The following is a 26,820-nucleotide window of genomic DNA, read 5'->3' as shown; positions in this document are numbered from 1 at the left end:
CCCCCTCAGAACCGGAGGTTCACCAGGTAGTCGTAACCGACCTTCGCGGTGACGAGGGCGTCGCGCGGCTGGTCGTTCTCCACGATGTACTCGGTCACGTTCGCGGCCCGGAAGATGGCCGCGAAGTCGATCGTCCCCTTGCCGAGGTCGGCGAAGGACCCGTCGGCCGCCCGGTCCTTCACGTGGAACTGCCGCACGCGCGGGAAGTTCGCCCGGTGCACCGCGATCGGGTCGACCCCGCCGGCCACCGCCCAGTACAGGTCCAGCTCCAGGTGCACGTTGCGCCGCGTCGTGCCCGCCGTGATCACGTCGAACGGCCGCACCCCCTCCACCGGGGCGAACTCGTGCGCGTGGTTGTGGTAGCCGAGGCTCAACCCCGCGCGCCGCACCTTGTCCCCCGCCGCCTCCAACCGGGTGGCGAACGACCGCCACTGCGCCAGGGTCGGGTAGTCCACCCACGGCACCACGACGTACTTGTGCCCGAGGGTGCGCGCGTCGGCGATCACCTGGTCGAGGTCGCCGTCGATGCCGACGTGGCTGGAGGTCGCCCGCAGCCCGCACCGCCGCAGCACCGCGGCGAACTCCGCGGCGCTGCGACCGTACGTGCCGGCCAGCTCGACCTTGCGGTAGCCGATGTCGGCCAACGCCGACAGCACGGGCTCCGGGTCGTCGCCCATGATGCCCCGCAAGGTGTAGAGCTGGATGCTGATCGACTCCTTCGGCACCCGGCGGCACGGGTGGTCGGCGGCGGACGCGGCGGAGGGCAGGGCGACGACCGCGCCGGTGGCGAGGGCGGTGCTGAGGAACGTGCGGCGGGACGGCATGGTTACTCCTCGATCGGCTGGGAACGGTCGGCGGGGTTCGGTGGTTGCGGGCTCCGGGCTCCGGTCATCGGGGCAGTTCCTTGACGCGGACGTCGCGGAACCACACGTCGTCGCCGTCGCCGTGGTTCTGCAGGCCGATGTGCCCGGTGGTCAGGTCACGTGCCGGGTCCGTGCTGGTGAAGTCGTTCACCAGCACCCCGTTGAGGAAGACGCGGATGCGCTGCCCCCGCACGACGATCTCGTAGGCGTTCCACTCCCCCGGCGGCTTCAGCGCGGCGTCCCGGGCGGCGAGGTCGGCCGACTGGAACGAGTAGATCGCGCCCGTGGTGCGGTCCGGCGCGTCGGTCGCGTCGATCTGCACCTCGTAGCCCTGGTTCACCGCCACCCACGGGTCCGTGCCGGGGTCGGGGAAGCCGACGAACACGCCGGAGTTGTCGTCGCCCGCGACCTTCCAGTCGAACTTGAGGCTGTAGGCCGAGAACTCCTCCTCGAACCACAGCAGCCCGAGCCCGCCTTCGGTGCGCAGCGCGCAGTCCTCCTCCACGAACCGGCCGGGACCGGCCTGCCGCCACCCGGTCACGCCCGTGCCGTCGTAGAGGCTGCGGTAACCGGCTTCCGGCTTGGTGGGCGTGCACGCGCCGGCCCGCTGGTAGCGCAGGTGCCGGATGGTGTCGACGTCGAACAGCGCGCCCGGACCGCCCTTGAACACCAGGTACAGGTCGCGCACGCCGGTCAGCAGGACCTCCTGCGGCGCGAGGTCGAGGTAGAAGTCCCAGCTGCCCGTCACCGGCACGGTCACCGGCGCGTGCACCAGCGGCCCGGTCGGCGAGTCGGCGCGCGCCTCCAGCGTGCCGCCGACACCGCCGGAGGACACCCGGTAGCCGAGGCCCGCGACCTTCGACAGGTCGACGTCGTCGTACGACACCCAGTCGCCGTCGTTGATCTCGCCGACCCGCTTGCCGCCCTGCGCGGTCTCGCGGTCGTACACCGCGACGCCCTGCTGCCCGCTCAACGCCTCCGCCGGCACGTCGACCGCCGTGACCGTCCCCGGCCCGCGGAACGTGATCGTGTCCAGGTCCAGCAACGCGCCACGACCGCCGCGGAACACGAAGTACAGCCGGTGGGTGCCGCCGGGATCGGTGATCGCCGCGGGTGGCAGCTCGGCGTACACGCGCCAGTCGCCCGTGCTCCCGACCCGCGTGCTCGACACCAGCGGACCCGTCGGCGAGTCGACACGCGCCTCGATCGTGCCGCCCGCCGTGGCCGAGGAGACCCGGTAGCCGATGCCCGTGACGCCGGCCAGCGACACGCCGTCGAACGCGATCCAGTCGCGGTCGTGGACGTTGCCGACCTGCCGGCCGTCCTGCGCCTCCTCGGCCTGGATCACCGAGGTGCCCCGCTGCGCGGAGTACGACTCGGCGGGCGTGCGCCGGACCGGTTCCCACGACGGCGGCGCGGCGCCGGCGGTGAACCGGATCGCGTCCACGTCGAACAGGCTGCCGGAACCCTTGAACACCAGGAACAACCGGTGCGAGCCGGGGTCGGTGATCGCCGAGGGCGCGAGCTCGACGTAGTTGTCCCAGCCGCCGGTCGACGGCACGGGCTGCCGCTGCACGAGCGGGCCGGTCGGCGAGTCGACGCGCACCTCGATCGTGCCGCCGCTGCCGCCGGAGGACACGCGGTAGCCGATCGCCTCGACGCCGCCCAGGTTCACCGGGTCGAACGCGATCCAGTCGCCGTCGTCGACGTAGCCGACGCGCTTGTCGCCCTCGGCCGTGCCGGTCTCCACCACCTGCACGCCCTGCATGGCGGTGAAGTACTCGGCCTGCTTGGCCCTCGGTTGCAGGATCGCCTCGGCCTCGCCGGTCAACGCGGGCGCGCCGGGCGCGCCGTTGTCGGTGTAGGAGGCGTTGACGACGCCGAAGATGTTGGCGTCCAGGCCGTGCCCGCCGTCGGACGGTGTCGGGAGCACGCCCTCGCAGCCGGTCGCGCGGGTGAGCGGGTGGCCGTGGCTGTCGTGGCCGAGGATGTACTCCACGGTCACCTTCGCGCAGTCGACCTGCCCGTCCTCGGGATCGGTGACCGTGACGGAGAACGGCACCTCGTCGCCGAAGCTGAACACCCGGCCGTCGGCGGGCGCGGTCAGCACCACCACGGGCGCGGTGTTGCCGACGTTGACCACGGCGCTGGCCGAGCCGACCAGGCCGGTCGGGTCGGTGACGGACAGCTTGGCGGTGAACTGGCCGACCGCGGTGTAGGTGTGGGTGACCGGTCCGGCCGTGGTGTCGTCGGTGGTGCCGTCGCCGTCGAAGTCCCACGCGTAGGTCAGCGGGTCGTCGTCCTCGTCGGCCGTGCCGCCGGGGTCGAACCGCACGGTCAGCGGCGCCGGGCCGGAGGTCCGGTCGGCGCTCAGCTTCGCGACCGGCGTGTGGCGGCCCCTGGCGTAGTCGATGCGGTAGACCGCCGAGTCCTCCGCGCCGCCGAAGTAGCCGCTGCCGTAGTCCAGCACGTACAGCGAGCCGTCCGGGCCGAACTCCAGGTTCATCGGCCGGGTCAGCGTCATCGAGTCGAAGAACGGGCTGATCGCGCCGCGTTCGCCGGTCGCGCCGACCTCGATCGTCTTGATCCAGCCGCGGTCCCACTCGTAGGCGAAGGTCTTGCCGTCGAAGAACTCCGGGAACTTGGTCGGGCTGTCCAGCTCCGGGTCGAAGTGGTAGGTGGGGCCGCCCATCGGCGACTCGCCGCCGTTGCCGAACTCGGGCACGGAACCGCCGTCGTAGCCGATCCACGCGCGCTGCGCGGGCGGCAGGTCGACCAGGCCGGTGTTGCGCGGGCTGGTGTTCTTCGGCGCGGCGCAGTCGAACGCGCCGCCGGACGTGCCGGTGGCGAAGTCGTGGTCGACGTACGGGACGTTGTCGCCGACGCAGTAGGGCCAGCCGTAGTTGCCGGGCGCCTTGACCAGGTTGAACTCGACGCTGCCGCCGGGGCCGCGGGCCGGGTTCGCCGCGCCCGCGTCCGGGCCGTAGTCGCCGAGGTGGATCCAGCCGGTGGCCTTGTCGACGGCGAACCGGAACGGGTTGCGGAAGCCCATCGCGTAGATCTCGGCGCGGGTCTTGTCCGTGCCGGGCGCGAAGAGGTTGCCCTCCGGGACGGTGTACGTGCCGTCGTCCTGGACCTTGATCCGCAGCACCTTGCCGCGCAGGTCGTTGGTGTTGGCCGACGAACGCTGCGCGTCGAACGCGGGGTTGCGGTCGGCGCGCTCGTCGATCGGCGTGTAGCCGTCGGAGGCGAACGGGTTGGTGTCGTCGCCGGTGGACAGGTACAGGTTGCCCTGCGCGTCGAAGTCGATCTCGCCGCCCGCGTGGCAGCACAGGCCGCGGTCGGCGGGCACCTGCAGGATGCGCTGCTCGCTGGCCAGGTCCAGCACGCCGTCGGTGGTCAGCTTGAAGCGGGACAGCTGGTTGTGGCCCTTGAACCGCTCGAAGTCCGCGGCGGTCCCGTTCTCCGGCGCGTCACCGGCCGGGGTGTCCAGCGGTGGCGCGTAGTACAGGTAGAGCCAGCGGTTGTTCGCGAAGTCGGGGTCGGCCGCGACGCCTTGCAGCCCGTCCTCGTCGTGGTTGTAGACGGGGACGCGGCCGGCGAGCGTGGTCGTGGCTTCCGGGCTGGTGAGCCAGACGCGACCGTCGCGGGAGGTGTGCACGACCTCGCGGTCCGGCAGCACGGCCAGCGCGATCGGCTCGCCGGTCTTCTCCTCGCCGAGCGCGAGCGTGACCTGGTCGAAGTCCCGGTCGGTCGGCGGCGCGTCCTCGGGCTCGCAGTCGGCGGGCGCGACGCCGAGCGCGTACCGCAGGCCGCCCAGCAGGTGTCGGCGGAACGCCGGGTCGGCGTAGGACTCCTTGGTGTGGCCCAAGCCCGTGTACCAGGAGCGGCCTTGACCGGGTGTGTGGCACCAGGAGATCGGGTGGTCGCCGGACGGGTCGGTCGGCGTGTAGCTGGCCTCGTCCAACGCGGCCAGCACCTTCACCCGGGACCGGGGGTTGGACTGGTAGCTGTACCACTCGTCGGTGCGGGTCCAGGTGTCCGGCAGGTGCGCGGTCGACGGGTGGTCGTGGTCCTCGACCGCGACGTCGGCCTCCTGGATCGGCGGGTGCGACTTGAAGTACGAGCCGACCAGCGCGCCGTACCAGGGCCAGGAGTACTCGGTGTCGGCGGCGGCGTGCACGCCCGCGTAGCCGCCGCCGTTCTCCACGAACCGCTGGAACGCCTGCTGCTGCGGCTCGTCGAGCACGTCGCCGGTGGTGGACAGCCAGACCACGGCGTCGAACCTGGCGAGGTTGTCGTCGGTGAACGCGGCGGCGTCCTCGGTCGCCTCGACGGTGAAGCCGTTCGCCGAGCCGAGCTCGGTGATCGCGGCGATGCCGTCGGGGATCGAGTCGTGCCGGAAGCCCGCCGTCTTGGAGAAGACGAGGAGGTGTTCGCCGTCGGGGTGCGCCGTCGCGGGTGTCGCGACCAGGGTCATCGCGCCCAGGGCGGCGGTGAGGGCGAGGGCGGTGGCTGATCTGCGGGTGGTTCGGGGGCGGGTTCCGAGCGTGCTTCGCACCGCTGTCTCCTCGTTCGCACGACGCTGGGCTTCGCGGACGGTGACTCTGTGGTCCAGCTCACAGCTGGAACGCGAGCGCAATTCTGTTCAGAACCAACCGAAGGTGGCAATACTTTTGCTGGTTTTAGACAAAAGTCATGCCCGAATGGCCGAAGGCCCCCGCGTCCATGTGCACGGTCCGTCAACGCCGACGAGTGGTCGCACCGGTGGTCCACAATGGGCCGGGTGGACGTGCTGCCGTGCGGGCATGCCGCGCACGCCTCCGGGACCAGGGGCTGCGCGCACCTCGTCGCCGAACGACCCCCTGACCACTACGGGCGGTTCACCGGGGTCGGCGTGGCGTACGACCGGCTGTGCGAGGCGTGCGCGAAGCGGGACGACCCGTCGTTGATCGTGCTGTGCGTCGGGTGCGCGGAGCGGATCGAGGACTACAGCGACCTGGTCGACTGGATCGGACGGCCGGAGGTGCGCCACCGCGACGGCGATCCCGGCGGCACGTGGACGACGGCGGACTGCCCGGTCGAGCCGGTGAACGCGTGGTGCGCGGCGGCGGTGCCCGGCGGTTGGCTCGTGCTCGCCGAGACCGGCCTGGTGCGGGTCGACCCGACCGGGACGTCGTTCGTCGCGCCGGTGCCGCTGCCCGCCGAGCCCTCGGATCCCCGGCCCGCCGACCCGCCGCGCCCGGCGGTGCACGCCTCGCCGGACGGGCGGCACGCGGCCGTGGTGACCGACTTCGGCCGGTACGGCGTGGTGCTCGACCTCGTCACCGGCACGCCGGTGCTGACCCTGGACCGCGGCGACTACCGCTACCGCGACACGCCCTTCCCGCTGGCGTTCGTCGGCTCGGACCGCGACGCGGTCGTCGTCGCCGCGACCGACTGGAACCGGCTCGACGCGGTCGACCTCGCCTCCGGCCGGCTGCTCACCGAGCGGGTGACGACGTGGTCGGGCGACGACCTGAAACCCGAGCACTACCTGGACTACTTCCACGGCGCGCTGCTGGTCGACCCGTCGGGGCGGTGGCTGCTGGACGACGGCTGGGTGTGGAGCCCGGACGCGGTCACGGTCGTGCACGACCTGGCGGCGTGGCTGGGCGGCGACGTGCACGCCACCGAGCACGGCAGGCAGCCGGCCGTCCGCCGGGCCTGGGACGTGCCGATGGCGTGGCTGGACGAGCGCACCGCGGTGCTGCAGCCGATCGACCGGTACGACCGGCCGGCGGTGGAGGGGGTCGAGGTGCACGACGTCGTGGACGCGCGGCGGGTGACGGCGTTCGCCGGCCCGGTCGGCCGGATGTGGGGGCACGGCGGCCTGCTCTACGTCGGCACGCCGGCGGGACTGGAGGTCTGGGACCCCGCGGCCGGCGCGCGGACGGGCGTGGTCGAGGGCTTCACGCCGATCGCGCACAACCCGCGCACCGGCCGGTTCGCCGAACTGGCGGCCGGACGGCTGCGGACGTGGACCCCGCGACCGTGAGCCGGGTACCGGGAACCTGATCGCCGCGGTCTGATCCGATCACCCGGCGACGCGCCGCGGGCGGGGCCGTGCGGCATGATGTCCGCGTGCGCGAGACGACGGCGAGCCGGTGACCGGCGGTTACCTGAAGGGCCGGATCCGCCGCGAGGACATCATCACCGCGGCGGTCGCGGTGTACGGGGAGGCCGGTTACCACGGGTCGTCGCTGCGCGAGATCGCCAAGCGCGCCGGGATCACGCACGCCGGGCTGCTGTACTACTTCCCCACCAAGGAAGCGCTGCTCGCCGCCGTGCTGGAACGCCGTGACGCGGAGGACGCCGAGCGGGAGCGGTTGCAGGCCACTCCCGGCGTCGACGTCCTGCGCCACTTCCTCGCCCTGGCCGAGCACAACGTGCGCCACCCCGGCATCGTCGACCTCTACTCGCGCCTGGCCGCCGAGGCCGTCGCCGCGGACCACCCGGCGCACGACTACTTCGTCCGCCACTACCGGGCGGCGCGCGAGGGCGTGGTCGGCTCGTTCCAGGCCCTCGCGGACCGGGGCGAGCTGCGCCCGGGCGTCGACCCGGCGGCGGCGGCGCTGGCGTTCATCGCGTTGATGGACGGCTTGCAGGTCCAGTGGCTGACCACGCCGGACGAGGTCGACCTGGTCGGCTCGCTGCGGTTCTACCTGGGCGCCCTCCTCACCGTTCCGCTCGACTGAGGGTCGGCGCGTTCGGGTCCCAGTCGACCGGCAGCGCGGGCGGCGGCTCGACCGTGCTGCCGACGTCCACCGCGCGCCCGAGCGCGATGGACTCCTCCATGGCCAGCATCGCGTCCAGCACGTGGTAGGCGAGTTCGCCGGACGCGCGTTCCGGCTCGCCGGCCCGGATCGCGCGCGCCAGCTCCAGCACGCCGGTGCCCCGTGACGCGGAGTGCCCTTGCGGCGCAAGCGTTTGCACACCGTCGAACAGGTGCAGCTCGGTCGGGCCGGCGAAGCCGTTCGGGTCGGGCAGCACGGCCGTGCCCAGCGTGCCGGCGACTTCCACGAAACCCGTGCGCGACAACGCCGAGTCGAAGCTGAACACCGCCTGCGCCGTCCCGCCGCGCTCGAACTCGACCAGCGCGGTCACCGTGGTCGGCACGGTCACCTCGAACTCGGTGCCCGCCCGCGGCCCGGACCCGATCACCCGCGTGTCGCGCGCCCGGCCGCCCGCGGCGGTGACCCGGCGGATCGGGCCGAGCAGGTGCACCAGCCCGGTCAGGTAGTACGGGCCCATGTCGAGCAACGGCCCGCCGCCCGCCTGGAACAGGAACTCCGGCGCGGGGTGCCAGCTCTCCGGACCCGGCGTCTGGAACAGGGCGAGCGCCGTGCGCGGCTCGCCGATCCGACCGCCGTCGACGGCCCGCCGCGCGGTCTGCCACCCGGCGCCGAGCAGGGTGTCGGGCGCGCAGGCGACCCGCAGACCCCGTTGCGCGGCCCGGTCGAGCAGGTCGCGCGCGCTGCGCAGGTCGAGCCCGAGCGGTTTCTCCACCCACACGTGCTTCCCGGCCTCGACCGCGGCCAGGCTGACCGCGACGTGCGCGGCCGGCACGGTCAGGTTGACCACGATCGAGACGTCCGGGTCGGCCAGCAGCTCGTCCACAGTGGACGATCGCGGCACGCCGTGCCGCCGCGCCTGGGCCGCCGCCCGTTCCGGGTCGAGGTCGGCCACGGTCAGCACCCGCACGTCCGGGAACGCGGTCAGGTTGCGCAGGTACTCCTCGCTGATGACGCCCGTGCCGACGACCCCGACGCCGACCGGGGCGCTCACGCCGCGACCTCGGCGAGGAACGCGTGGCTCTCGGCGAGACCGGCGAACACGTCGCCGTCGTAGGCGTCGAACTCGACCACGCGCAACGCCTGCGGCGCGGCGGCCAGCACGTCCACCACCGGCACGCACCCCTGGCCGGCCGGGACCTGGCCCGACGCGTCCTGCGCGAGACCGCCGTCCTTGACGTGGATCGCGTGCACGCGACCGCCGAGGCGGCGCAGCAGCGCGGGCGCGTCCTCGCCGCCGACCGTCGCCCAGTAGGTGTCGACCTCCAGCACCACCTCGGGGTCGAGCCCGTCGGCCAGCACCTCGAACGCGCTGCGGCCGTCGATCCGGGACGCCAGCTCCCACCAGTGGTTGTGGTAGCCGACGCGGACGCCGTGACCGGCGGCGACCCGGGCGGCGGCGTTGAGCGCGGACGCGGTGGCGGCGATGTCCGCCGGGTCCTGCCACCGCTCGGCGTCCACGTACGGGTCGATCACGACCTCGATGCCGCACTCGGCCGCGGCGGCGAAGACGGCGTGCTGGTCGGCGCCGAGGAGCTGGGCGTGCGCGGTCGGCGCGGTGAGGCCGTGCTCGGGCAGCGCGGTGCGCAGCACGTCGACGTTCTCCAGGACGCCGTAGGGCTCGACGTGGGTGAAGCCGATCGCGGCCAGTCGCCGCAGGGTGTCGCCGGGATCGGCCGCGAACGCGTCGCGGACGGAGTACAGCTGCACGGACGTTCTGCTCATCACGGGCTCCTGACGTCGGCGTCGGGCGTGGATGGAAGCGCTCCCACAGATTTCTACCAGTTGGTAGAAATTCACGCCATAGTATGACGTCCCGCCCCGTCCGGGAAACAGACTTGAACCTGACGCGACGTGAGGTTCTAGGGTCGTGCCATGGGCGTTGAGGGGGGCCTCGACCAGCCGCGGTGGAGCGTCGGCGCGCTGGCCAAGGTGGCCGGGATGACGGTGCGGACGCTGCACCACTACGACGAGCTTGGCCTGCTGCGGCCCAGCGAGCGCACGCCCGCCGGCCACCGGCGCTACACCGAGGGCGACCTGCACCGGCTCTACCAGATCCGGCTGCTGCGGCAGCTCGGCATGTCGCTGGAGGAGATCGGCGGTGTGCTGGCCGGCGCGTCCGACCCCGGGCCGCTGGTCCGGGTGCTCGCCGGCCACCTGGAACAGCTGGACGAGCAGGTCTGGCGGCTCAACGCGCTGCGCCGCCAGACGAGGGGGCTGCTCGCCCAGCTGAGCGGGCCGACCCGGCCGGACCCGGACCGGCTGCTCGCCTTGCTGGGCAGCACCACGATCTTCGACGGCCGCCTCACCCGGGAACAGCGCGACTTCCTGGACCGGCACGCCTTCGAGATCGGTCCGGACGCCCGCAAGAGGCTCGACGAGGAGTGGCCCGAGGTGCTCGCGAAGGTGGTCGCGCACTACCGCGCGGGCGACCCGGTGGACGACCCGGAGGTCCGCCGGACCGCCCGGCGCCTGGTCGACGTCGGCGAGACCTTCGCCGCCGGCGACCGGGAGATCCTGAGCTCGATGGGCGCGTTCTTCCGCGAGAACGGGCGCGGCGTGCTGCGGGACGTGCTGCCGGGTCAGTCGGTGGACGACCTCGGCGACGGCCTGTGGGACTACCTGGGCCGCATGTACGCGGCATTGTCAGCCGAATGAAACAGGGGGAAACGTGTTCCACAAGACGAGCGTGTCCATAGCGGCCTTGGCCGTCCTCGCCTCGACGCTGACCGGCGTCGCCGAGGCGGACCCGGGCCCGACCTTGACCCTGCCCGCGCCGACCGGACCGCACCGCGTCGGCGTCACCGCGCTGCACCTGGTCGACGTCGACCGGCCGGACCCGTGGTCCGCCGACGGCCGGTCGCGCGACGTGATGACCTCGGTGCACTACCCGGCGCTCGACGTGCGGGACCGCCCGGTGGCCCCGCAGCTGACTCCCGGCGCCGCGGCGGCGCTCCCGTCGTACACGCCGTGGGGGCTCCCACACCTGCCGGCCAGCGGCGTGGACTGGGCCGCCATCGCCACCCACTCGCACGTGGACGCGCCCGTGCTCCCCGGCCGCCGACCGGTCGTGCTCTACGACCCCGGGCTGGTCGAGACGCGCGCGTTCGGCGTCACCACCGCAGAGGAGCTGGCGAGCCGCGGCTACGTCGTGGTGACGATCGACCACCCCGGCGAGACCTTCGCGGTCGACCTGCCGAACGGGACGCGGCACGTCGCCCTGACCGACAACCCCAGCGTGAACCCGGGGCTGTACCGCGCCATCATCGCCACCCGGCTCGCGGACGTGCGGCTCGTGCTCGACCGGCTGGAGCTCCTGGCGTCGGGCGGGAACCCGGACGCCGACGGCCGTGCGCTCCCGGCGAACCTCGGCCGTGCGCTGGACCTGCGCCGGGTCGGCATGTACGGCCAGGGCCTCGGCGGCACGATCGCGGCCGAGGCGATGCACGAGGACCGGCGCCGCCGGATCGACGCGGCGATCAACATGGAGGGCTTCCTGGACTACCACCCGGAGCAGCCCGGCCAGGCCGGCGAGCTGCTCCCCGTCGCCCGGCACGGGGTGGACCGGCCGTTGCTGCTGCTCGGCACGGAGGGCTTCCAGAACGACCGCTACCGGCGCGCGTGGTCGGCGATGCTCGCGCACGGCGGCGTCCAGCAGCACGTGATCGCCGACGCGAACCACTGGACGTTGACCGACTTCGCCGCCTTGACGCCGCAACTGCACGACGCGGGCCTGATGGACGACGCCGGGCGCACCGCGATGGTCGGCACGCTCGACCCGGCCGTCGCGGTGCCGACCGTGCGCCGGCACGTGGTGTCCTTCTTCGACCGCACCCTGCGCTAGCGGGCGTGACCGTCGGGACGCGGCACTAGGAGTCCAGGGCCGCCGCCGCGGCCGCCAGGTGATCGGCCGTGATGCCGGTGGCCGGGTCGACCGCGATCAGGGCGGTCGGGTCGCGGCGGCGGTCCAGGAACGCCCGGCGCGCGGTCGGGAACAGGTCGAAGTCGTCGTCCAGCCAGACCAGCGGCCGGTCCCTGGCGAACCGGCCGACCGCGCCGAACTTCCAGTCCGCCTTGCCCTCGTAGGCGCGCACCCCGACCACCGGCAGCGGTGGCAGGCCGAGCGCCGGGCCGACCGTCGTGTTGGCCCGGTGCTCCCACGTCGTGGCCCACGCCAGCTCCGCGCCGGTCCGCCGGGCCAACTCCAGCAACGCCGGCCCGTGCGACGGGTTCAACCAAGCCCGCTGCACCGCCCGCCCCCACCGCGACAGCCGCCACCGGTGCTCCACGTACCCGTCCGGCGGGGTGCGGGCGGCGAACGGGTGCAGCGGCCCGTCGACGTCCAGCAGCACCAGCGGCCTCACCCGACCGACGCTACTCGCCCGATCACCTCGACCCACGTGCCGCTCGGCGGGCGTGACGCCCACCGGCCCGGCGTTTCGGGCACGGAACTCACCGGGACGGAACTCACGGGGCACGCCCCGCCGCAGCCTTGACCCCACTGCGCCCACGCCCGGCCCCACCGCTCCACGGGACCCCCGGCCCCGCCGCCCACCGGGCAGGTCCCCACCGGGCAGATCCCCCACCGCCCACCACGCCCAGCCCGGCCCTCACCGCGCCCAGCCCTCGGCTCCCGGCTCCTGCCCCGGCTCCCAGCTGCCGGCTCCCAGCCCCAGCCCTCCAGCCCCGGCTCCCGGCTGCCGGCTCCCCGCCCCGGCTCCCCCGTCTCCCAGCCCCGGCATTCACCGCCCTCGCGGGTCGTGCCCCGGATTCCCGGCACGGCACGCACACGTCCGTGTGGCACCCGCGATCTCGTTCGCGTGAAACGCGGCGGCCCGCTTTGTCCCGGCCGGCCGGGTGCGGCACGTTCGCCTCACCCCACGTTGCCGCAAGGGCTTTCGCACCGCATGGAGTGGCCTGATGACCGACACCCTGCCCAGTGCCGTCCGCGCGCCGGCGCGCCGGTGCACCGGTCCGGCCGACCTGCCCGGCCTGCCGCGCGACGCGCTCGACGAGCTGGCGCGCGAGCTCAGGGCACGCCTGGTCGAGGCGGTGGGCCGCACGGGTGGTCACCTCGGGTCGAACCTCGGGGTGGTCGAGCTGACGTTGGCGCTGCACCGGGTGTTCCGGTCGCCGCACGACCGGATCGTGTTCGACGGCGGGCACCAGTCCTACGTGCACAAGATGCTCACCGGCCGGGCGGACGCGTTCGTCGACCTGCGCCGCGAGGGCGGCCTGTCCGGCTACCCCAGCCGGGAGGAGTCGCCGCACGACCTGGTGGAGAACTCCCACGCGTCCACCGCACTGTCCTATGCGGACGGTCTGGCGCGGGCGGCGCGGCTGCGCGGCGAGCACGACCGGCACGTGGTGGCGGTCGTCGGCGACGGCGCGCTCACCGGCGGCCTGGCGTGGGAGGCGTTGCACAACCTCGGCGGCGTCGACCACCCGGTCGTGGTGGTGCTCAACGACAACGGCCGCTCCCGCGCGCCGACGGCGGGCGCGGTGGGCAGGCACCTCGCCGCCCTGCGCGCGGGCGCGGGCGGCGACGTGTTCGCCGCCTTCGGCGTGCGCTACCTCGGCCCGGTCGACGGGCACGACGTCGTCGGGGTGGAGGAGGCGTTGACGGCTGCGAAAGCGTTGCGGCGCCCGGTCGTCGTGCACTGCGTGACCGAGAAGGGCAGGGGCCACCCGCCGGCGGAGGACGATCCGGTGGACCGCCTGCACGCCGTGCCCGCGCCGTCGGCCGCCGGGGGTCCGGGCTGGACGTCGGTGTTCGGGCGGCACCTGCTGGTGCTCGCCGACCGCCACCCCGACCTGGTGTGCCTGACCGCGGCCATGCCGCACGCGACCGGGCTGACCGCGTTCGCCGAGGCGTTCCCCGACCGGGTGCTCGACACCGGGATCGCCGAGCAGCACGCCGTCACGTGCGCGGCGGGCCTGGCGATGGGCGGGCTGCGGCCGTTGGTGGCGGTGTGCTCGACGTTCCTGACCCGGGCGGCGGACCAGGTGCTGATGGACGTCGCGCTGCACCGCCTGCCGGTGACGTTCGTGCTCGGCCGGGCCGGGGTGACCGGCGAGGACGGTCCGAGCGACCACGGCGCCTGGGACCTGGCGCTGCTGCGCGTCGTGCCCGGGATGCGGGTGGCCGCGCCCCGCGACGGCGCCCGGCTGCGCCAGCTGCTGGACGAGGCGGTCGCCGACGACGGGCCGACCGCGGTCCGCTTCCCCGCGGGCGCGGTCGGCGCGGACGTCCCCGCGGTGGACCGGCTCGGCCGGGTGGACGTGCTGCACCGGTCGTCCCGGCGGGACGTGCTGCTGGTGACCGTCGGCGGGCTCGCGTCCGACGGGGTGGCCGCCGCCGTGGCGCTCGCCGGCGAGGGCGTCGGCGTGACCGTGTGCGACCCGCGCTGGGTGACGCCGGTCGACCCGGCGGTCGTGGCGTTGGCCGCCGAGCACCGGGTGGTGGTGTGCGTGGAGGACGGCGTGCGCGGCGGCGGGGTCGGCGAGGCCGTCGCCGGCGCGCTGCGGGAGGCGGGCCTGAGCCGCCGGATCAGGATCCTCGGCCTGCCCCACGACTTCCTGCCACACGGCTCGCGGGCCGACATCCTGCGCATGCACGACCTGGACGCCGCCGGCATCGCCCGCACGGCGGCCCGCTTCCTGCCGGGCTGGACGTCCTGACCGGTGTCGGGCCCCACCCCGGCGGACGACGGCCCGTCTCACCGGCGATCGGTCGCGAACACCCTCGTCAGGTGGCGTTCGACCACCGGCACCACGTCGGCGGGCGTGACCCGGCGGCCGAGTTCGGCGGACAACGAGGTCACGCCGGCGTCCTCGATGCCGCACGGCACGATCCGGTCGAACGGGGTCAGGTCGGGGTCGCAGTTGAGGCCGAACCCGTGCAGGCTGGTGCACCGCTCGATGCGCACGCCGATCGCGGCGATCTTGCGGTGCTGACCGTGCGCGCGGGCAGCCGACGGCGGCACGTCCGGCGCGGGCGGCCGGTCGCCGAGCACCCACACGCCGCTGCGCCCGGCCAGCCGCGCCGTCACCACGCCGAACTCGGCGCACGTGCCGATCAGCGCGTCCTCGATCCGGCGGACGTGGCCGACGGAGTCCAGCGGCACCGGCAGCTTCACCACCGGGTAGCCGACGAGCTGACCGGGACCGTGCCAGGTGATCTCGCCGCCGCGGTCCACGGTCAGCACCGGGACGTCGTCGGGCGGGAACGCGGTGGTCTTGGTGCGCTTGCCCGCCGTGTAGACGGGGAGGTGCTCCTGGAGCACGCAGACGTCGGTGATCTCGTCCGCGACGCGCGCCGCGTGCAGCCGCCGCTGCTCGGCGTACGCCTGCTCGTACGCCACCGCGTCCGGCCCGAACCCGCCGTGCACGAATCGCATCGCACCCATGGTCACAGGTTCCCAGGCCGCAGGTCGGCGGCGGCACGCGTGGTCGTCACGACCCGGCCGACCGTCATCACGACGTGCCCGTCGGCCTCCGCCTCCCCGGTGAACGCCACCGTGTCGCCGCGGACGTGCAGGATCCGCACCGAGTGCCGCACCACGCAGCCCGGCACGACCGGCCGGTGGAACTCCACGTCCGCGAGCGCGCCGAACAGGACCACCCGACCGGTGTCCGGCTCGCCCCACGACGACAGCAGCACGGCCGCCTGGCACCACGACTCCAGCAGCAACGTCGACGGGAAGTCACCGTCACCGGCGTGCCAGGGCTCGTTGGCGCTGACCGCCTTGAGCGCGGTCAACGACTCGCCCGGCGCCACGTCCACCACCCGGTCCACCAGCAGCAGCGGGTACCGGTGCGGCAGGAGGCGGAGGATCTCGGAGGAGGTCGTCACGGCTCGTACCGCAGCTTGATCCGGGCGACCACACCTTCGTCGTCGGTTACCACCGCCGCACACCGCCGCCCGTCGTCGTCCCAGGTCAGGCGCACGGTCAAGGTCGTGCCGGGGAACGTGGGCCGCACGAACCGGGTCGACTCGACCGCGGCGAGCCGCACCGCGCCCGTCGCGGTCGCCGCGCGGTGCGCGAACTCCACGACCGCCACGCCGGGGAAGATCGGGAAGCGCGGGAAGTGGCCCGCGAACAGCGGGTCGTCCGGCGCGACCGCCATGCGGGCGACGACGGTCGTCCCGGACCGCTCCAGCACTTCCACGGGCGACGCGAGGTAGCCGGTCACCGGTCAGCCCTCCCCCAGCACGCCGAAGTCCGCGGTCACGTCCGGCCATACCAGCGTGGCCGCGCCCCACGTCAGGCCGCCGCCGAAGGCCACGGTGAGCACCCGGTCGCCTGCCTTGAGCCGACCGGCCGCGGCGGCGTCGGCCAGCAGCACGGGGATCGACGCGGCGGCCGTGTTGCCGACCGCCTCGAGGTCCGCCAGCACCTTCGCCTCGTCGAGCCCGAGTCGGCGGGCGACGGCGTCGCAGATGCGCCGGTTCGCCTGGTGCGGCGCGAGGTGGTCGACGTCCTCCGGGCCGAGGCCGGTGCGGGCCAACGCCTCCAGCGCGACGTCCGACATCCGCTCGACCGCCTGCCGGAACACCTCCTTGCCGCTCATCCGGAAGTGCCGCTCACCCGCCGGCACCTGGATGAGGTCGGCCCCGGTGCCGTCGCTGCCGAGCACGCACGGGCCGATCATGCCCTCCCCCTCGCCCACGACGACCGCGCCCGCGCCGTCACCGAAGATCACCGCCGTGCCGCGGTCGTCCGGGTCGAGGATGGTGGAGAACGTCTCGGCGGCGATCAGCAGCACGGTCCGCGCCGCGCCGCTCGCGATGAGGCCGACCGCGTTCGCCAGGCCGTACAGGAAGCCGGTGCACACGGCGGCCACGTCGTGCGCGGGCACGCCGATCAGGCCCAGCCGGGCCGCGACGTCCGGCGCGATCGCCGGGCACGACCGGTCCGGCGTGGTCGTCGCGACGATCACCGCGTCCACAGTGGACGTCCCGGCGGAGCGCAGGGCCCGCGCGCCCGCGTCGACGGCCAGGTCCGACGTCGACGTGCCCGGCTCCACCCACCTCCGCGCGCCGATGCCGGTGCGCGACCTGATCCACTCGTCCGAGGTGTCCAGGCGGGCGGCCAGGTCGTCGTTGGTGACGACCCGTCCCGGCAGGCTCGCGCCGACCCCGAGGAGCACCGCACCGCGGTAGGTCATCGTCCTCCCCCGCTCACGCCTTCGCGATGGCGAGCACCGCGTTCTGCCCGCCGAACCCGAACGAGTTGCTCAACGCCAGGTCGATCTCCCTCGGCACCGCGGAGGTCGCCACGTCGAGGTCCAGCCGGGGGTCGAGGGTCGCGAGGTTCGCGGTCGGCGGCACGAGGCCCTGCTCGACCGCGAGCACGGTGAACACCGCCTCCGCCGCGCCGGCCGCGCCGAGCATGTGCCCGGTCACGCCCTTGGTCGACGTCACCAGTGGCCCGGACGGCAGCAGTTCCGCCAGCACGCGCCCCTCCACCAGGTCGTTGAGCTGCGTCGACGTGCCGTGCGCGTTGACGTGGTCGACGTCCGGAGCCGACGCGCCCGCGTCCGCCAGCGCCGCCTTCGTCGCCGCGATCACGCCCCGCCCCTCGGGGTCCGGGTTGGTGATGTGGTGCGCGTCGGCGGTCGCGCCGTACCCGACGACCCGCGCCCGGACCCGCCGCCGGTCGGCCCGCGCGTCCTCCGCGCGCCGCAGCACGAGCACCGCCGCGCCCTCGCCCGCCACGAACCCGTCCCGGTCCACGTCGAACGGCCGCGACGCCGTCGCCGGGTCGTCCCGCCGCGACAGCGCGCCCATCCGGGCGAAACCCGCCATGGTCACCGGGGTGAGCAGCGCGTCGACGCCGCCGGCCAGCACCACGTCGCACCGCCGCGCGGCGAGCAGGTCGCACGCGACGCCGATCGCGGTGGCGCCGGACGCGCACGCCGTCGACACCACCAGGTTCGGCCCGCGGAAGCCGAACTCGATCGCGAGCTGACCCGCGACCATGTTCGGCAGGTGCATGGGCAGCACCAGCGGCGACACCCCGGTCGGCCCGTCGGCGAGCAGCACGCCGTGCTGCCGCTCGAAGGTCTCGACGCCGCCCGCCGACGTGCCGATCACCACGCCGACCCGCGCCGCGTCCCAGCCGGCGAGGTCTTCCCCGGCAACCGCCTCCCGTGCCGCGACCAGCGCCAACCTGGTGAACCGGTCGAGCCGGACGGCCCGCCGCGCGCCGAGCAGCGCGTCGGCGTCGAAGTCGGGGACGCGGCACGAGATCGTCACCTCGTGACCGGCGAGCACCGGGTCGTGCGCGGCGGTCGAACGGCCCGCGCGCACCGCCGCCCAGCCCGCCTCCACGCCGACACCGCCCGGCGTGACGAGGCCGAGCCCGGTCACCGCGATGTCAAGACCGGTCACCGGCGCGCTCCTCCATCAGCGCCACGATGTCGCCGACGGTCTCCATGTCGAACAGCTCGTCGTCGCTGATGTGCAGCCCGTGCTCCTTGCCGAGCACCATCGACAGCTCCACGAACGCGAGCGAGTCCAGGTCGAGGTCGTCCTTGGTCGCCTCCGGGGTGATCTGCTCCGGCTCGACCTTCAACGTGTCGACGAGGATCTTCTTCAGCGTCTCGTACACCGCGGTCTCCCCTCGTTCGCGCGACTCCTCCCCACCATCGAACCTCATCGGCCGGACCGCCGGTCAACCAGGGAGAATGTCCGGGCGGCAGGACTCGGGGAGGACGGGCATGGCGGACGCGCCGGTGGCGGTCGTGACGGGCGGGAACCGGGGCATCGGGCTGGAGGTGTGCCGTCGGCTGGCCGCGCTCGGCCACGTCGTGGTGCTGACCGCGCGTGACGCGGGGAAGGCCAGGTCGGCGGCCGAACGGCTGGGCGTCGACCACTGCCGGCTGGACGTGACCGACGACGCGTCGGCGGCCGAACTGGCCGCGCACCTGACCACGCGGCACGGGCGGTTGGACGTGCTGGTGAACAACGCGGCCATCCACTACGACACCTGGCAGCGCGCGTCGTCGGCCGATCTGGGGGTCGTCCGGGAGGCCATGGAGACCAACTTCTACGGGCCGTGGCGGACCGTCCTGGCCCTGCTGCCGCTGCTGCGGGCGGCCCGGCGGGCACGGGTGGTGAACGTGTCGAGCGAGGCCGCGTCGTTGGCGTCGATGGGCGGCGGCACGCCGGCCTACGGCACGTCGAAGGCGGCGTTGAACGCGTTGACCTTGATGTTGGCCGCCGAACTGCCGGCGATGAAGGTCAACGCGGTGTGCCCGGGGTGGGTCGCGACAGACATGGGCGGCGCCGGCGGGCGGCCGGTCGAGCAGGGCGCGGCGAGCGTGGTGTGGGCGGCGACGTTGCCCGACGACGGGCCGACCGGCGGGTTCTTCCGCGACGGGAGGCGGATTCCCTGGTAGCGCGCCGGGGTATCCCGCCGCCATGAGATGGCGCATCGGTGTGGCGGCGGCGGCGCTGGTGGCGGTCGGGGTCCTGGTGGCGGCGGTGTTGGTGGTGCCCCGGTTGCTGACGGGCACGGACACGATCGACCGCAGCCAACCCGCGTTGCTGCAGTCGTTGCGGGACTTGAGCCAGTACCACGCCTCGGCGGGCGAGTTCCAGGTGGTGCTCGACCTCGAGCGCGACGTCCGGTACGTGCCGTCGGCGTTGGCCGGGCAGCGGACGCTGTTCGTGGCGGCCGGCACGGTGAACGCCTACGTCGACTTCGGCGGGTTGGCCGAGGACGCGCTGCGGGTGCCGCCGACGACCGCGTCCGGCGAGGCGCGCAAGGTCCAGCTGGCGTTGCCGAAGGCGGTGCTGGACAAGCCGAACCTGGACCAGCAGCGGTGCTACGTGTTCGCGCAGGAGCGCGGGCTGTTCGACCGGCTGGCCTCGCTCGTGGAGACGCAGGACCAGCAGCCGTTCTACGTGGCGGCCGAGCAGAAGATCTCCGACGCGGCGCGGGAGTCCGGGTTGGTGCAGCGGGCCGACGACAACACCCGCAAGATGCTGACCGGCATGTTCGGCGCGTTGGGGTACCAGGTCGAGTTCACGAGCCTGGACTGATCCCCCCGGGCAGCCAGGCCGCCATGGCGTCGAGGATCACGTCGAGCCCGAACGCGAACTCGTCGGCGAAGTCGTGGCCCGGTCGCAGGACGTGCTCGGTGGCCATCTCCACGAGGTACGGGTAGTCCTCCCGCGCGAGGTGCGCCAGGATGTCCTCGGTCACCTCGGTGGCGGAGTCGGGGCCGCTGAACGGGAGCGCGGCCTCCTGGACCGCGAACCCGTACACGTAGCTGTCCAGCAGGGCGTAGGCGTGGGCGGTCGTCGCGACCGGGAAGCCGGCGCGGCGCAGGGTGCCGATGGTCGCGTCGTGGTGCCGCAGCGTCGCCGGGCCGGGCGCCTTCCTCGACTCCAGCAGGCCGATCGCCCACGGGTGCCGCCGGAGCACGTCGCGCGCGGAGTTCGCCCGCTTGACCATCTCGTGCCGCCAGTCGCCGCCGGGCGTCGGCAGCTCCATCCGGCCGAAGACCACGTCCACGATGCCGTCGAGGATCTCGTCCTTGTTCGCCACGTGGTGGTACAGCGACATCGGCTTGACCCCGAGCGCGTCGGCGAGGGACCGCATGGTCAACCCCGCGATCCCGCCCGCGTCGGCGATGGCGACGGCGGCGCGCAGGACGCGTTCCCGGCTCAGTGGTGCGCCTTGCTTCGACAACCCGACCTCCGGCGGTGACAGCTCCGTACTTAGTACGGTACCGTCCGCCTTACTAAGTAAGGCTGAGCCCGCCGTCGAAGGGGAACCCCATGTCATCGAGAGCCATCGGCCGGACCGTGGGGACGCTGTTCCTCGTGGCGTTCGTCGCGTACGGCGGGGGCACCGCCCTGGTCGGCTCGGGTTCGAGCGCGCAGGTGGGCGCCGGGGCCCTGCTCATGCTGGCGAACTCCGCCGTCGTGGTCGGCATCGGCGTGCTGGCGTTCCCGGTGCTGCGCCCGCACAGCGAGCTCACCGCGCACGCGTACCTGGTCGGCCGGGCGGTCGAGGCGGCGCTGCTGGCCGTCGGCGTCGTGTTCGTGCTGCTGCCGGCGTCGGCCGGGGTGGGCGCGGCGGGCAACCACTACAGCTACCAGGTCGCGATGATGGCCGTGGGAGCGGTGGGCGTGCTGTTCTGCCGGGTCCTGCTCCGCGCCCGCCTGGTCCCCCGCGCCATCGCGGTGTGGGGCGTGGTCGGCTACGCCGTCTTCCTTCTGGGCGCGGTGCTCGAAGTCCTCGGCTACGGCGTCGGCGTGGCGCTCTCCGTGCCGGGCGGGCTGTTCGAGATCGCGCTGGGCGTGCTGCTGGTCGTCAAGGGGTTCGCCACTCCGGTGGCCTCGGACGAGAAGGCCCCGGCGTACGCTGCGTGACGATGAGGCGCAAGCTCCGGCCGCCGCTCGACCAGCGCCACGGCCTCGACCCGGCACGCCTGCGGTTCCCCGACGAGGGGCCGTGGGCGACCGTTCGCGATCACCTGGTCGAGCGGTTGCCCCGGGTCGCGCCGGAGCGGATCGACCTGATGCTCGCCGAAGGCCGCGTCTACGACCTCGCCGGGCCCATCGCGCCGGACGCCGCGTTCACGCCCGGCGGCGCGGTGTGGTTCCACCGCGACCTGCCCGACGAGGTGGCGGTGCCGTTCGAGGTCCGGGTCGTGCACCGCGACGACGCCATCCTCGTGGTCGACAAGCCGCACTTCCTGGCCACCATCCCGCGCGGCAAGCACGTGGTCGAGACCGCGCTCGTGCGGCTGCGCCGCGACCTCGGGCTGCCGCACCTGAGCCCGGCGCACCGGCTGGACCGCGTGACCGCCGGGCTGGTCATGTTCGTGGTCGAACCGACCTTGCGCGGCAAGTACCAGACCCTGTTCGCCGACCGCGCGGTGCGCAAGGAGTACGAGGCCATCGCGCCGCACGACCCGGCGTTGACGCTGCCGAGGACCGTCAGCAGCCGGATCGTGAAGGTCAAGGGCGTCATCACCGCGCAGGAGGTGCCCGGTCCGCCGAACGCCGAGACGCGGGTCGAGCTGGTCGAGCACCGCGACGGCTGGGGCCGGTACCGGCTCGTGCCCCGCACCGGCCGCACGCACCAGCTCCGCCTGCACATGGCGTCGCTCGGCGTGCCCATCCGCCACGACGACTTCTACCCCGTCCTGCGCGAGAAGCCCTTGGACGACTTCACCGACCCGTTGCAGTTGCTGGCGAAGGTGCTCGAGTTCACCGATCCGGTGACGGGCGAGCACCGTCGCTTCACCAGCGGCCTGCGGCTCGACCTCTAGTGCCGCGACCGGCGGCCTCCGTCGGGCGGTCCGCCGCGGCGAAGGGCGCCGGTCACGGCCCTAGCCGAGGTAGCCGAGCATCTGCGCGATCTGCGCGGTGCGGGAGTGGAAGATCCGCTCCGCCAGCTCCTTCGCCTGCGGGTTGACGCCGCCCTCCTTCTCCAGCTTCGCCATCGCCACCGCGTTGTGCTGGTGGCCGATGAGCAGGTTCAGGAACGCCTTCTCGAAGTCGGCGGAACCGGTCGCGGCCACTTCCGCGATGGCCTCCGGGCTGGTCGAGTGGTCACCGCCGTACCCGGCGTGCAGCTGCGGGTCCTGGCCCGCCGTCTCGGGCTGCTTCCAGTCCGCCAGCCACTGGGTCATCGAGTCCACTTCGGACAGCTGGGTGACCTCGATGGCCGCGGCCAGGGTCTTCACCTCCGCGCGCACGGGGCCGTCCTCGGCCAGCCGCACGATCTCCAGCCCGGCCTTGTGGTGCGGCACGGACATCTGCAGGAACATCACGTCGGTCTCGTTGAACTCGTTGCTCTCCACCACTGTCGGAGCGGGGGCCGGGGCCGCCGCGGGGGTGGAGCCGCAACCGGCCAGCACGAGCACACCGGCCACCAGGGCTGCGAGGCGTCGCAAGGTCGTCTCCTTCGCCGGACGGCCCGCCCGCGCCGTCACAGGGTCGGCGCGGACGGGCTGCGGTCACATCGGCTCCGCGTCAGGGGTTCAGAGCCGCTGCCACAGGGACGCGGTGTTCGGCGGCTCCCAGCCCACGAGGGACGTGTGGGCCTGGATGCAGCGGTAGCCCACCCCGCCGTACGTCACCTGCGAACCGACCGAGTAGGCGGTGTTGGCCGCCCACGTGCCGCCCGCGGGAGGTTGCGTCGTGGTCGTCGTCGGTCGTGTGGTCGTGGTCGGCGTGGTCGTGGTGGTCGGCGTGCCGCCACCGGAGCCGACCTGGAGGTCGACGCACGAGTAGAACGCCATGGGCGTGTCGGCGATGTTCCAGATGGCCAGCAGCTTGATCCGGCCGGTGCGACCGCCGAGGCTCACGTTGTGCGTCACGGTGGCCGCGGGCTGCCTGCCGCCGTCGTTGAACTCGGCGATCCGGGTGCCGCCGACGTAGTACTCCCACGTGCTGGTGGCGTGCCGGGCGGTGAGCGTCCAGTTGAACGTCACGCTGTTGCCCACCTGGGTGGTGGGCCAGGGCCGGCTGTCGTCGTTGAGCTGGGCGAACTGGCTCAACCCGGCGTGGCAGTTGCGCTGGCCCTTCGGACCTTCCACGCTCTGCGGTTCGTAGACGATGGGGCCGCAGTTGGAGATCCGGCCCTGCGCGCACATCGCTTGCCTGCTGGGCGGCGACGAGATGTAGCCGTGCGCGCTCGCCGTTCCCGCCGACATCACGACGAAGAACGGGGTGATGCCCACGGCGGCCAGTGCCACCGCGAGCTTGCGTTTCAGGCTCATGTGTCCAGCTCCTTCGGAGGAGACCCGGAGGGGGTCTCCAAGGCAGGGTCCATTTCCGCGGCGGCCGGAACACGCGACGGTGACGAACCGGGAACGGTGCGTCACACCCCGCGATGTGGTCTAGACCATAATCGTGAACGTCATCCGGGTCAAGGATCTGAACCGACTGGTCCAGCCACCCGTAGCCCTGACTGTGAACGCACATCCGGGTAGGCGCGCCACCGCGTTGGCCGCGGCCGTCGTCGCGGCGCTGACCGTGCCGGCGCCCGCCCTCGCGCAGCCGAACGCGTCGGACGCGCTGGCGACGTACGAGGAGCTGTCGCGCGAGGCCGAACGGCTGCACGAGGAGCACCTGAAGGCCCAGGACGACCTCAAGGCCAAGCAGGGCGAGCTGGACCGCGCCAACGCCGACCTCGCCGACTCCACGCGGCTCGGCGACCGGGCGAGAGCCGACCAGGAGGCCGTGCGCGGGCAGGTCGACCTGCTCACCGAGGCGTCGTTCGAGGGCGCGCGGTTCACCGGGCTGTCCGCGCTGCTGATCAGCGACTCGCAGCAGGACTTCCTGAACCGGATGAGCGCGCTCGGCGTGCTCGCCGCGGACAACGAGGAGGCGCTGGGCCGGCTGTCGGCCGCCGTCGACGACGCCGAACGGGCCACGGCCGGCGCGCAGGACGCGCAGCGACGCGCGGCCACCGCGGCCGGCGAGGCGGAACGACTGGTCGCCGACCTCGCGGGCCGCAAGACGGCGGTGGACCGGCAGGTCGCGGACGCGCGGGCGCAGTACCGGTCGCTCAGCGCGGCCGACAAGGCGGTGCTCGCGGCTCCCGGCGACACCTCGGACGTCGCCGTCCCGCCGGGAGCCGCCGGCGTGGCGCTGGACTTCGCCCTCGCCCAGCGCGGCGAGCGGTACGTGTTCGGCGCCAACGGACCCGACGCGTGGGACTGCTCCAGCCTCACGCAGGCCGCCTACCGCGAGGCGGGCGTGACGATCGGGCGCACCACCTACGTGCAGGCCACGGCGGGCAGGGCGGTGACGAGGGCGCAGGTCCGGGCGGGTGACCTGATCATCTACTACGCCGGTCAGTCGCACGTGGCGATGGCCGTGGACGGCGTGCGCGCGGTGCACGCGTCGACCGAGGGCGTGCCGGTGAAGATCGCCGACATCGACTCAATTGGTCCGATCAGTGTGATCCGACGCCTGGTTGGCTGACACTGGGCTGCATGGAGGAGCACAAGGTCATCGCGGACGACGGCCGCGTGTTGTGGGCTGTCGACTCGGGGCGTGCAGACTCGGGGCGAGGCGACTGGGGGCGAGGCGAGCCGCTCGTGCTGTGCCACGGCGGCCCCGGGCTGTGGGACGTGCTCGACGGGCTCGCCGCCCTGCTGGCCGACCGGGTGCGGGTGATCCGCTGGGACCAGCGCGGCGGTGGCCGGTCCGAGCGCGAGGGGCCGTACTCGACAGCCCGGACGCTCGCCGACCTCGACGCCGTCCGAGTCCACTTCGGACTGTCGAAGATGGCCCTGCTCGGCCACTCCTGGGGCGCGGACGTGGCGCTGCACTACGCGCTGGCCCACCCCGACCGGGTCTCGTCGCTGGTCTACGTCTCCGGCACCGGGTTGGGCCGGCGGTGGCGCGAGGAGTACCGGCGCAACCTCGCCGAACGGCTCGGGCCGGACGTCCCGGGCCAGGTCGGGCGTGACGCGGCGGTCCGCCGGTGGACGGCGGACTTCGCCGACCCGGCCACGGCGCGGCAGCGGGCCGAGGAGTTGACCACGCCGTGGTTCGGCGTGAACGAGGAGGCCAACGCCGCGTTGAACGCGGAAGCCCGCGAGCGGGACGAGGAGGAGATGATCGCCCGCTGCCGCGACCTGCCCGTGCCGACGCTGATCGTGGACGGCGCGGCGGACGTGCGGCCCCGGTGGGCGGTGGACTCGCTGGCCGCCGCGCTGCCGGACGTGGCGCGGGTCGTGCTGCCCGGCGCGGGCCACCTGCCGTGGGTCGAGTCGCCGGGGTCGTTCGGGTGGGCCGTGCTCGCGCACCTGGACCGGTGATGCGGGACGGGGGCCGCCGCGCGACCCCCGTCACCACCTCAGCAGTACAGGTTGGCGCCCGCCGGCACGCCGAGGATGCCGACGAACCGCTGGTAGGCGTCGACCCGGCTCTGGACCTGCGCCGGGTTGCGCCCGCCGCACTCCAGCGACCCGTTGATGCTGCGGATCGTCTCGCCGAAGCCGTAGCCGTTGACCATCGCGTTGTGCGGGGTCATCGTGCCCGGACCGGACTGCGTGTTCCAGTACCAGAGGGCGGTCTTCCAGGCCACCGAGGCGTCGTTCTGCACCAGCCACGGGTTGGTCAGCAGCGGCAGGCCGAGCGCGTCGCCCGCCGCCTTGTAGTTGAAGTTCCAGCTGAGCTGGATGGGACCGCGACCGTAGTAGGCCGCCTGGCCGGCCGGGCAGCCGTAGGGCTGGCCCGCGTCGCAGTAGTGCGGGTAGTTCGCCTGGTTCTGCTCGACGATGTGCACCAGCCCGCCGGTCTCGTGGTTGGCGTTGGCCAGGAACGCCGCCGCCTCCTGCTTGCGGACGGTGTCCGAGCCGGTCTTGGCGAAACCGGGGTACGCGCCGAGCGCGGCCGTGAGCCCGGCGTAGGTGTAGAAGGGGTTCCGGTTCGGGAACATCTGCCGGAACTGCGCCTCGCTCACCACGAAGCCGCCCGGCGCGGGCGTGGTGGTCGTGGTGGTCGGGGTCGAGCCGCAGTTGTGGGGGTTCCAGTACCAGGTGCTGATGACCGGGTCGTAGCCCGGGTTGTCGTGCTCGGCGATGTAGTACTTGCCGTCGGTGTAGCGCACGATGCTGCCGGCGGTGTACCACTGGCCCTGCACCCACGCCGGGTAGTCGCAGGCGGGCGGCGGCGTCGTGCCACCGCCGCAGGCGCCCTGGTCGGCCCAGACCGCGGCCGAGCCCGGGGTCTCGTTCTGGGTCCACCACTTGGCCTGCCAGTTGTGCCCGGCGTGCGACGCCGTCATGCCGTCGGTGTAGACGGCCGACGGGGTCCAAGCGGACGCACAGGCGGCCGCGGCGGCGGTGTTGGCCACCACGACGGTCAGCGCCGCCCCGACCACGAAAGCGGCGATCGCCGCCACTACGCGGAATCTCGACACAAGATCACTCTTTTCCGTTCGAGCGCCCTCGGACGTGTGACGGGGGCCACTCAACCGGAAATGGTCTACACCAGTCAAGGGTGAACGCGAACTACTCGCACATTCTTGCCCCGCGTCGTGGGAGCGCTCACACGAACGGCGGCACCACCGCCCGGGCAGCGGGTCACGCCTATCCCGTTCATCCACAAAGGACAGGACTCGGTCGAGCACTCCGCT

26 protein-coding genes are annotated in these 26,820 nt (G+C 73.5%); 11 read left to right on the top strand and 15 right to left on the bottom strand.

The genetic code is table 11. The features are described from left to right. Positions 1-5: 5 nt before the first annotated feature. On the bottom strand, positions 6-824 hold the full coding sequence (locus ABTZ99_RS17125; RefSeq protein ID WP_499612174.1) for a TIM barrel protein: 819 nt from the start codon (positions 822-824) through the stop codon (positions 6-8). 64 nt (positions 825-888) lie between these two features. Continuing rightward, positions 889-5,343: a carbohydrate-binding protein gene (locus tag ABTZ99_RS17120; protein WP_499612213.1), complete on the bottom strand. Its 4,455-nt coding sequence runs from the start codon at positions 5,341-5,343 to the stop codon at positions 889-891. Positions 5,344-5,649: 306 nt separating this feature from the next. Here ABTZ99_RS17120 and ABTZ99_RS17115 point away from each other — a divergent pair, with 306 nt between their 5' ends. Both ABTZ99_RS17115 and ABTZ99_RS17110 read left to right on the top strand, forming a co-directional pair. Next, a complete protein-coding gene (locus ABTZ99_RS17115; RefSeq protein ID WP_499612172.1) occupies positions 5,650-6,900 on the top strand; it encodes a YncE family protein in 1,251 nt (416 codons plus the stop codon). Positions 6,901-7,009: 109 nt separating this feature from the next. After that, the gene (locus ABTZ99_RS17110) at positions 7,010-7,600 is read left to right on the top strand and encodes a TetR/AcrR family transcriptional regulator (RefSeq protein ID WP_498776948.1); all 591 of its coding nucleotides are present in this window, start codon (positions 7,010-7,012) and stop codon (positions 7,598-7,600) included. Here ABTZ99_RS17110 and ABTZ99_RS17105 read toward each other — a convergent pair. Together ABTZ99_RS17105 and ABTZ99_RS17100 are read right to left on the bottom strand one after the other, a co-directional pair. Continuing rightward, entirely contained in the window at positions 7,581-8,690 is a 1,110-nt protein-coding gene (locus tag ABTZ99_RS17105) for a Gfo/Idh/MocA family protein (protein WP_499612169.1), read from the bottom strand. The genes ABTZ99_RS17110 and ABTZ99_RS17105 overlap by 20 nt on opposite strands. Beyond that, entirely contained in the window at positions 8,687-9,421 is a 735-nt protein-coding gene (locus tag ABTZ99_RS17100; protein WP_499612167.1) for a sugar phosphate isomerase/epimerase family protein, read from the bottom strand. Before ABTZ99_RS17100 ends, ABTZ99_RS17105 begins: the two co-directional genes overlap by 4 nt. A gap of 150 nt (positions 9,422-9,571) precedes the next feature. On the opposite strand from ABTZ99_RS17100, the gene ABTZ99_RS17095 reads away from it, so the two are divergent. Then, on the top strand, positions 9,572-10,354 hold the full coding sequence (locus tag ABTZ99_RS17095) for a MerR family transcriptional regulator (protein WP_498776940.1): 783 nt from the start codon (positions 9,572-9,574) through the stop codon (positions 10,352-10,354). A gap of 13 nt (positions 10,355-10,367) precedes the next feature. Then, the gene (locus ABTZ99_RS17090; protein ID WP_499612164.1) at positions 10,368-11,540 is read left to right on the top strand and encodes an alpha/beta hydrolase; all 1,173 of its coding nucleotides are present in this window, start codon (positions 10,368-10,370) and stop codon (positions 11,538-11,540) included. A 25-nt stretch (positions 11,541-11,565) separates the two neighbouring features. Here the strand turns inward: ABTZ99_RS17090 and ABTZ99_RS17085 are convergent, their stop codons facing one another. Then, positions 11,566-12,060 (bottom strand): HAD domain-containing protein, encoded by a 495-nt coding sequence (locus ABTZ99_RS17085; protein ID WP_499612162.1) that lies wholly within the window; start codon positions 12,058-12,060, stop codon positions 11,566-11,568. Between the two features lie 556 nt (positions 12,061-12,616). On the opposite strand from ABTZ99_RS17085, the gene ABTZ99_RS17080 reads away from it, so the two are divergent. Then, on the top strand, positions 12,617-14,377 hold the full coding sequence (locus ABTZ99_RS17080) for a 1-deoxy-D-xylulose-5-phosphate synthase (protein ID WP_499612160.1): 1,761 nt from the start codon (positions 12,617-12,619) through the stop codon (positions 14,375-14,377). A gap of 38 nt (positions 14,378-14,415) precedes the next feature. Here ABTZ99_RS17080 and lipB read toward each other — a convergent pair whose 3' ends face one another. Genes lipB through ABTZ99_RS17050 form a run of 6 tightly spaced genes read right to left on the bottom strand, consistent with a single transcriptional unit; the run spans position 14,416 to position 18,360 of the window. Beyond that, on the bottom strand, positions 14,416-15,096 hold the full coding sequence (gene lipB / locus ABTZ99_RS17075) for a lipoyl(octanoyl) transferase LipB (protein ID WP_498776932.1): 681 nt from the start codon (positions 15,094-15,096) through the stop codon (positions 14,416-14,418). Between the two features lie 11 nt (positions 15,097-15,107). Then, positions 15,108-15,551, bottom strand: coding sequence for a 3-hydroxyacyl-ACP dehydratase FabZ family protein (locus tag ABTZ99_RS17070; RefSeq protein WP_499612158.1), 444 nt, complete (start codon positions 15,549-15,551; stop codon positions 15,108-15,110). Continuing rightward, positions 15,548-15,892: a 3-hydroxyacyl-ACP dehydratase FabZ family protein gene (locus ABTZ99_RS17065; protein ID WP_499612156.1), complete on the bottom strand. Its 345-nt coding sequence runs from the start codon at positions 15,890-15,892 to the stop codon at positions 15,548-15,550. Before ABTZ99_RS17065 ends, ABTZ99_RS17070 begins: the two co-directional genes overlap by 4 nt. 3 nt (positions 15,893-15,895) lie before the next feature. Beyond that, entirely contained in the window at positions 15,896-16,867 is a 972-nt protein-coding gene (locus ABTZ99_RS17060) for a beta-ketoacyl-ACP synthase III (RefSeq protein WP_499612154.1), read from the bottom strand. A 13-nt stretch (positions 16,868-16,880) separates the two neighbouring features. Continuing rightward, positions 16,881-18,092, bottom strand: a complete 1,212-nt coding sequence (locus tag ABTZ99_RS17055) for a beta-ketoacyl-[acyl-carrier-protein] synthase family protein (RefSeq protein WP_499612152.1) — start codon at positions 18,090-18,092, stop codon at positions 16,881-16,883. Then, positions 18,079-18,360 carry an acyl carrier protein gene (locus tag ABTZ99_RS17050; protein ID WP_498776923.1) on the bottom strand — a complete coding sequence of 94 codons (282 nt, stop codon included), beginning with the start codon at positions 18,358-18,360 and terminating at the stop codon, positions 18,079-18,081. Before ABTZ99_RS17050 ends, ABTZ99_RS17055 begins: the two co-directional genes overlap by 14 nt. Before the next feature lie 61 nt (positions 18,361-18,421). Here ABTZ99_RS17050 and ABTZ99_RS17045 point away from each other — a divergent pair, with 61 nt between their 5' ends. Both ABTZ99_RS17045 and ABTZ99_RS17040 read left to right on the top strand, forming a co-directional pair. Next, positions 18,422-19,102, top strand: a complete 681-nt coding sequence (locus ABTZ99_RS17045; protein ID WP_499612150.1) for an SDR family NAD(P)-dependent oxidoreductase — start codon at positions 18,422-18,424, stop codon at positions 19,100-19,102. Between the two features lie 22 nt (positions 19,103-19,124). Then, positions 19,125-19,748: a DUF4230 domain-containing protein gene (locus ABTZ99_RS17040; RefSeq protein ID WP_498776919.1), complete on the top strand. Its 624-nt coding sequence runs from the start codon at positions 19,125-19,127 to the stop codon at positions 19,746-19,748. Here the strand turns inward: ABTZ99_RS17040 and ABTZ99_RS17035 are convergent. Beyond that, complete coding sequence (locus tag ABTZ99_RS17035; RefSeq protein WP_498776918.1) at positions 19,732-20,400, bottom strand: TetR/AcrR family transcriptional regulator; 669 nt, start codon at positions 20,398-20,400, stop codon at positions 19,732-19,734. The genes ABTZ99_RS17040 and ABTZ99_RS17035 overlap by 17 nt on opposite strands. 89 nt (positions 20,401-20,489) lie before the next feature. Here ABTZ99_RS17035 and ABTZ99_RS17030 point away from each other — a divergent pair, with 89 nt between their 5' ends. Continuing rightward, the gene (locus tag ABTZ99_RS17030; protein ID WP_499612148.1) at positions 20,490-21,086 is read left to right on the top strand and encodes a DUF4386 domain-containing protein; all 597 of its coding nucleotides are present in this window, start codon (positions 20,490-20,492) and stop codon (positions 21,084-21,086) included. 2 nt (positions 21,087-21,088) lie between these two features. Continuing rightward, a complete protein-coding gene (locus tag ABTZ99_RS17025; protein ID WP_499612146.1) occupies positions 21,089-21,991 on the top strand; it encodes an RluA family pseudouridine synthase in 903 nt (300 codons plus the stop codon). A 60-nt stretch (positions 21,992-22,051) separates the two neighbouring features. On the opposite strand, the gene ABTZ99_RS17020 is transcribed toward ABTZ99_RS17025, so the two are convergent. Next, a complete protein-coding gene (locus tag ABTZ99_RS17020; protein WP_499612144.1) occupies positions 22,052-22,618 on the bottom strand; it encodes a DUF305 domain-containing protein in 567 nt (188 codons plus the stop codon). Between the two features lie 87 nt (positions 22,619-22,705). After that, complete coding sequence (locus tag ABTZ99_RS17015; RefSeq protein ID WP_498776910.1) at positions 22,706-23,446, bottom strand: lytic polysaccharide monooxygenase; 741 nt, start codon at positions 23,444-23,446, stop codon at positions 22,706-22,708. Positions 23,447-23,639: 193 nt separating this feature from the next. On the opposite strand from ABTZ99_RS17015, the gene ABTZ99_RS17010 reads away from it, so the two are divergent. Both ABTZ99_RS17010 and ABTZ99_RS17005 read left to right on the top strand, forming a co-directional pair. Beyond that, a complete protein-coding gene (locus ABTZ99_RS17010; protein WP_498776908.1) occupies positions 23,640-24,656 on the top strand; it encodes a C40 family peptidase in 1,017 nt (338 codons plus the stop codon). 11 nt (positions 24,657-24,667) lie between these two features. Next, positions 24,668-25,498, top strand: coding sequence for an alpha/beta fold hydrolase (locus ABTZ99_RS17005; RefSeq protein WP_499612142.1), 831 nt, complete (start codon positions 24,668-24,670; stop codon positions 25,496-25,498). 38 nt (positions 25,499-25,536) lie between these two features. Here ABTZ99_RS17005 and ABTZ99_RS17000 read toward each other — a convergent pair whose 3' ends face one another. Further along, positions 25,537-26,604 (bottom strand): glycoside hydrolase family 19 protein, encoded by a 1,068-nt coding sequence (locus ABTZ99_RS17000; RefSeq protein ID WP_499612140.1) that lies wholly within the window; start codon positions 26,602-26,604, stop codon positions 25,537-25,539. Positions 26,605-26,820 lie beyond the last annotated feature (216 nt).

The sequence above is a fragment of the Actinosynnema sp. NPDC002837 genome, assembly GCF_040295345.1.
GTDB lineage: Bacteria > Actinomycetota > Actinomycetes > Mycobacteriales > Pseudonocardiaceae > Actinosynnema.
The sequence above is the reverse complement of the archived record's forward strand: the minus strand, read 5'-3'. Positions and strand labels throughout refer to the sequence as shown.

Excerpts from the sequence above, each read along its gene's own strand:
- ABTZ99_RS17125 (WP_499612174.1), bottom strand. The coding sequence starts at position 824 with ATGCCGTCCCGCCGCACGTTCCTCAGCACCGCCCTCGCCACCGGCGCG.
- ABTZ99_RS17120 (WP_499612213.1), bottom strand. The coding sequence starts at position 5,343 with ATGACCCTGGTCGCGACACCCGCGACGGCGCACCCCGACGGCGAACAC.
- ABTZ99_RS17100 (WP_499612167.1), bottom strand. The coding sequence starts at position 9,421 with ATGAGCAGAACGTCCGTGCAGCTGTACTCCGTCCGCGACGCGTTCGCG.
- ABTZ99_RS17095 (WP_498776940.1), top strand. The coding sequence starts at position 9,572 with ATGGGCGTTGAGGGGGGCCTCGACCAGCCGCGGTGGAGCGTCGGCGCG.
- ABTZ99_RS17080 (WP_499612160.1), top strand. The coding sequence starts at position 12,617 with ATGACCGACACCCTGCCCAGTGCCGTCCGCGCGCCGGCGCGCCGGTGC.
- lipB (WP_498776932.1), bottom strand. The coding sequence starts at position 15,096 with ATGCGATTCGTGCACGGCGGGTTCGGGCCGGACGCGGTGGCGTACGAG.
- ABTZ99_RS17060 (WP_499612154.1), bottom strand. The coding sequence starts at position 16,867 with ATGACCTACCGCGGTGCGGTGCTCCTCGGGGTCGGCGCGAGCCTGCCG.
- ABTZ99_RS17050 (WP_498776923.1), bottom strand. The coding sequence starts at position 18,360 with ATGAGGTTCGATGGTGGGGAGGAGTCGCGCGAACGAGGGGAGACCGCG.
- ABTZ99_RS17045 (WP_499612150.1), top strand. The coding sequence starts at position 18,422 with ATGGCGGACGCGCCGGTGGCGGTCGTGACGGGCGGGAACCGGGGCATC.
- ABTZ99_RS17040 (WP_498776919.1), top strand. The coding sequence starts at position 19,125 with ATGAGATGGCGCATCGGTGTGGCGGCGGCGGCGCTGGTGGCGGTCGGG.
- ABTZ99_RS17030 (WP_499612148.1), top strand. The coding sequence starts at position 20,490 with ATGTCATCGAGAGCCATCGGCCGGACCGTGGGGACGCTGTTCCTCGTG.
- ABTZ99_RS17025 (WP_499612146.1), top strand. The coding sequence starts at position 21,089 with ATGAGGCGCAAGCTCCGGCCGCCGCTCGACCAGCGCCACGGCCTCGAC.
- ABTZ99_RS17015 (WP_498776910.1), bottom strand. The coding sequence starts at position 23,446 with ATGAGCCTGAAACGCAAGCTCGCGGTGGCACTGGCCGCCGTGGGCATC.
- ABTZ99_RS17005 (WP_499612142.1), top strand. The coding sequence starts at position 24,668 with ATGGAGGAGCACAAGGTCATCGCGGACGACGGCCGCGTGTTGTGGGCT.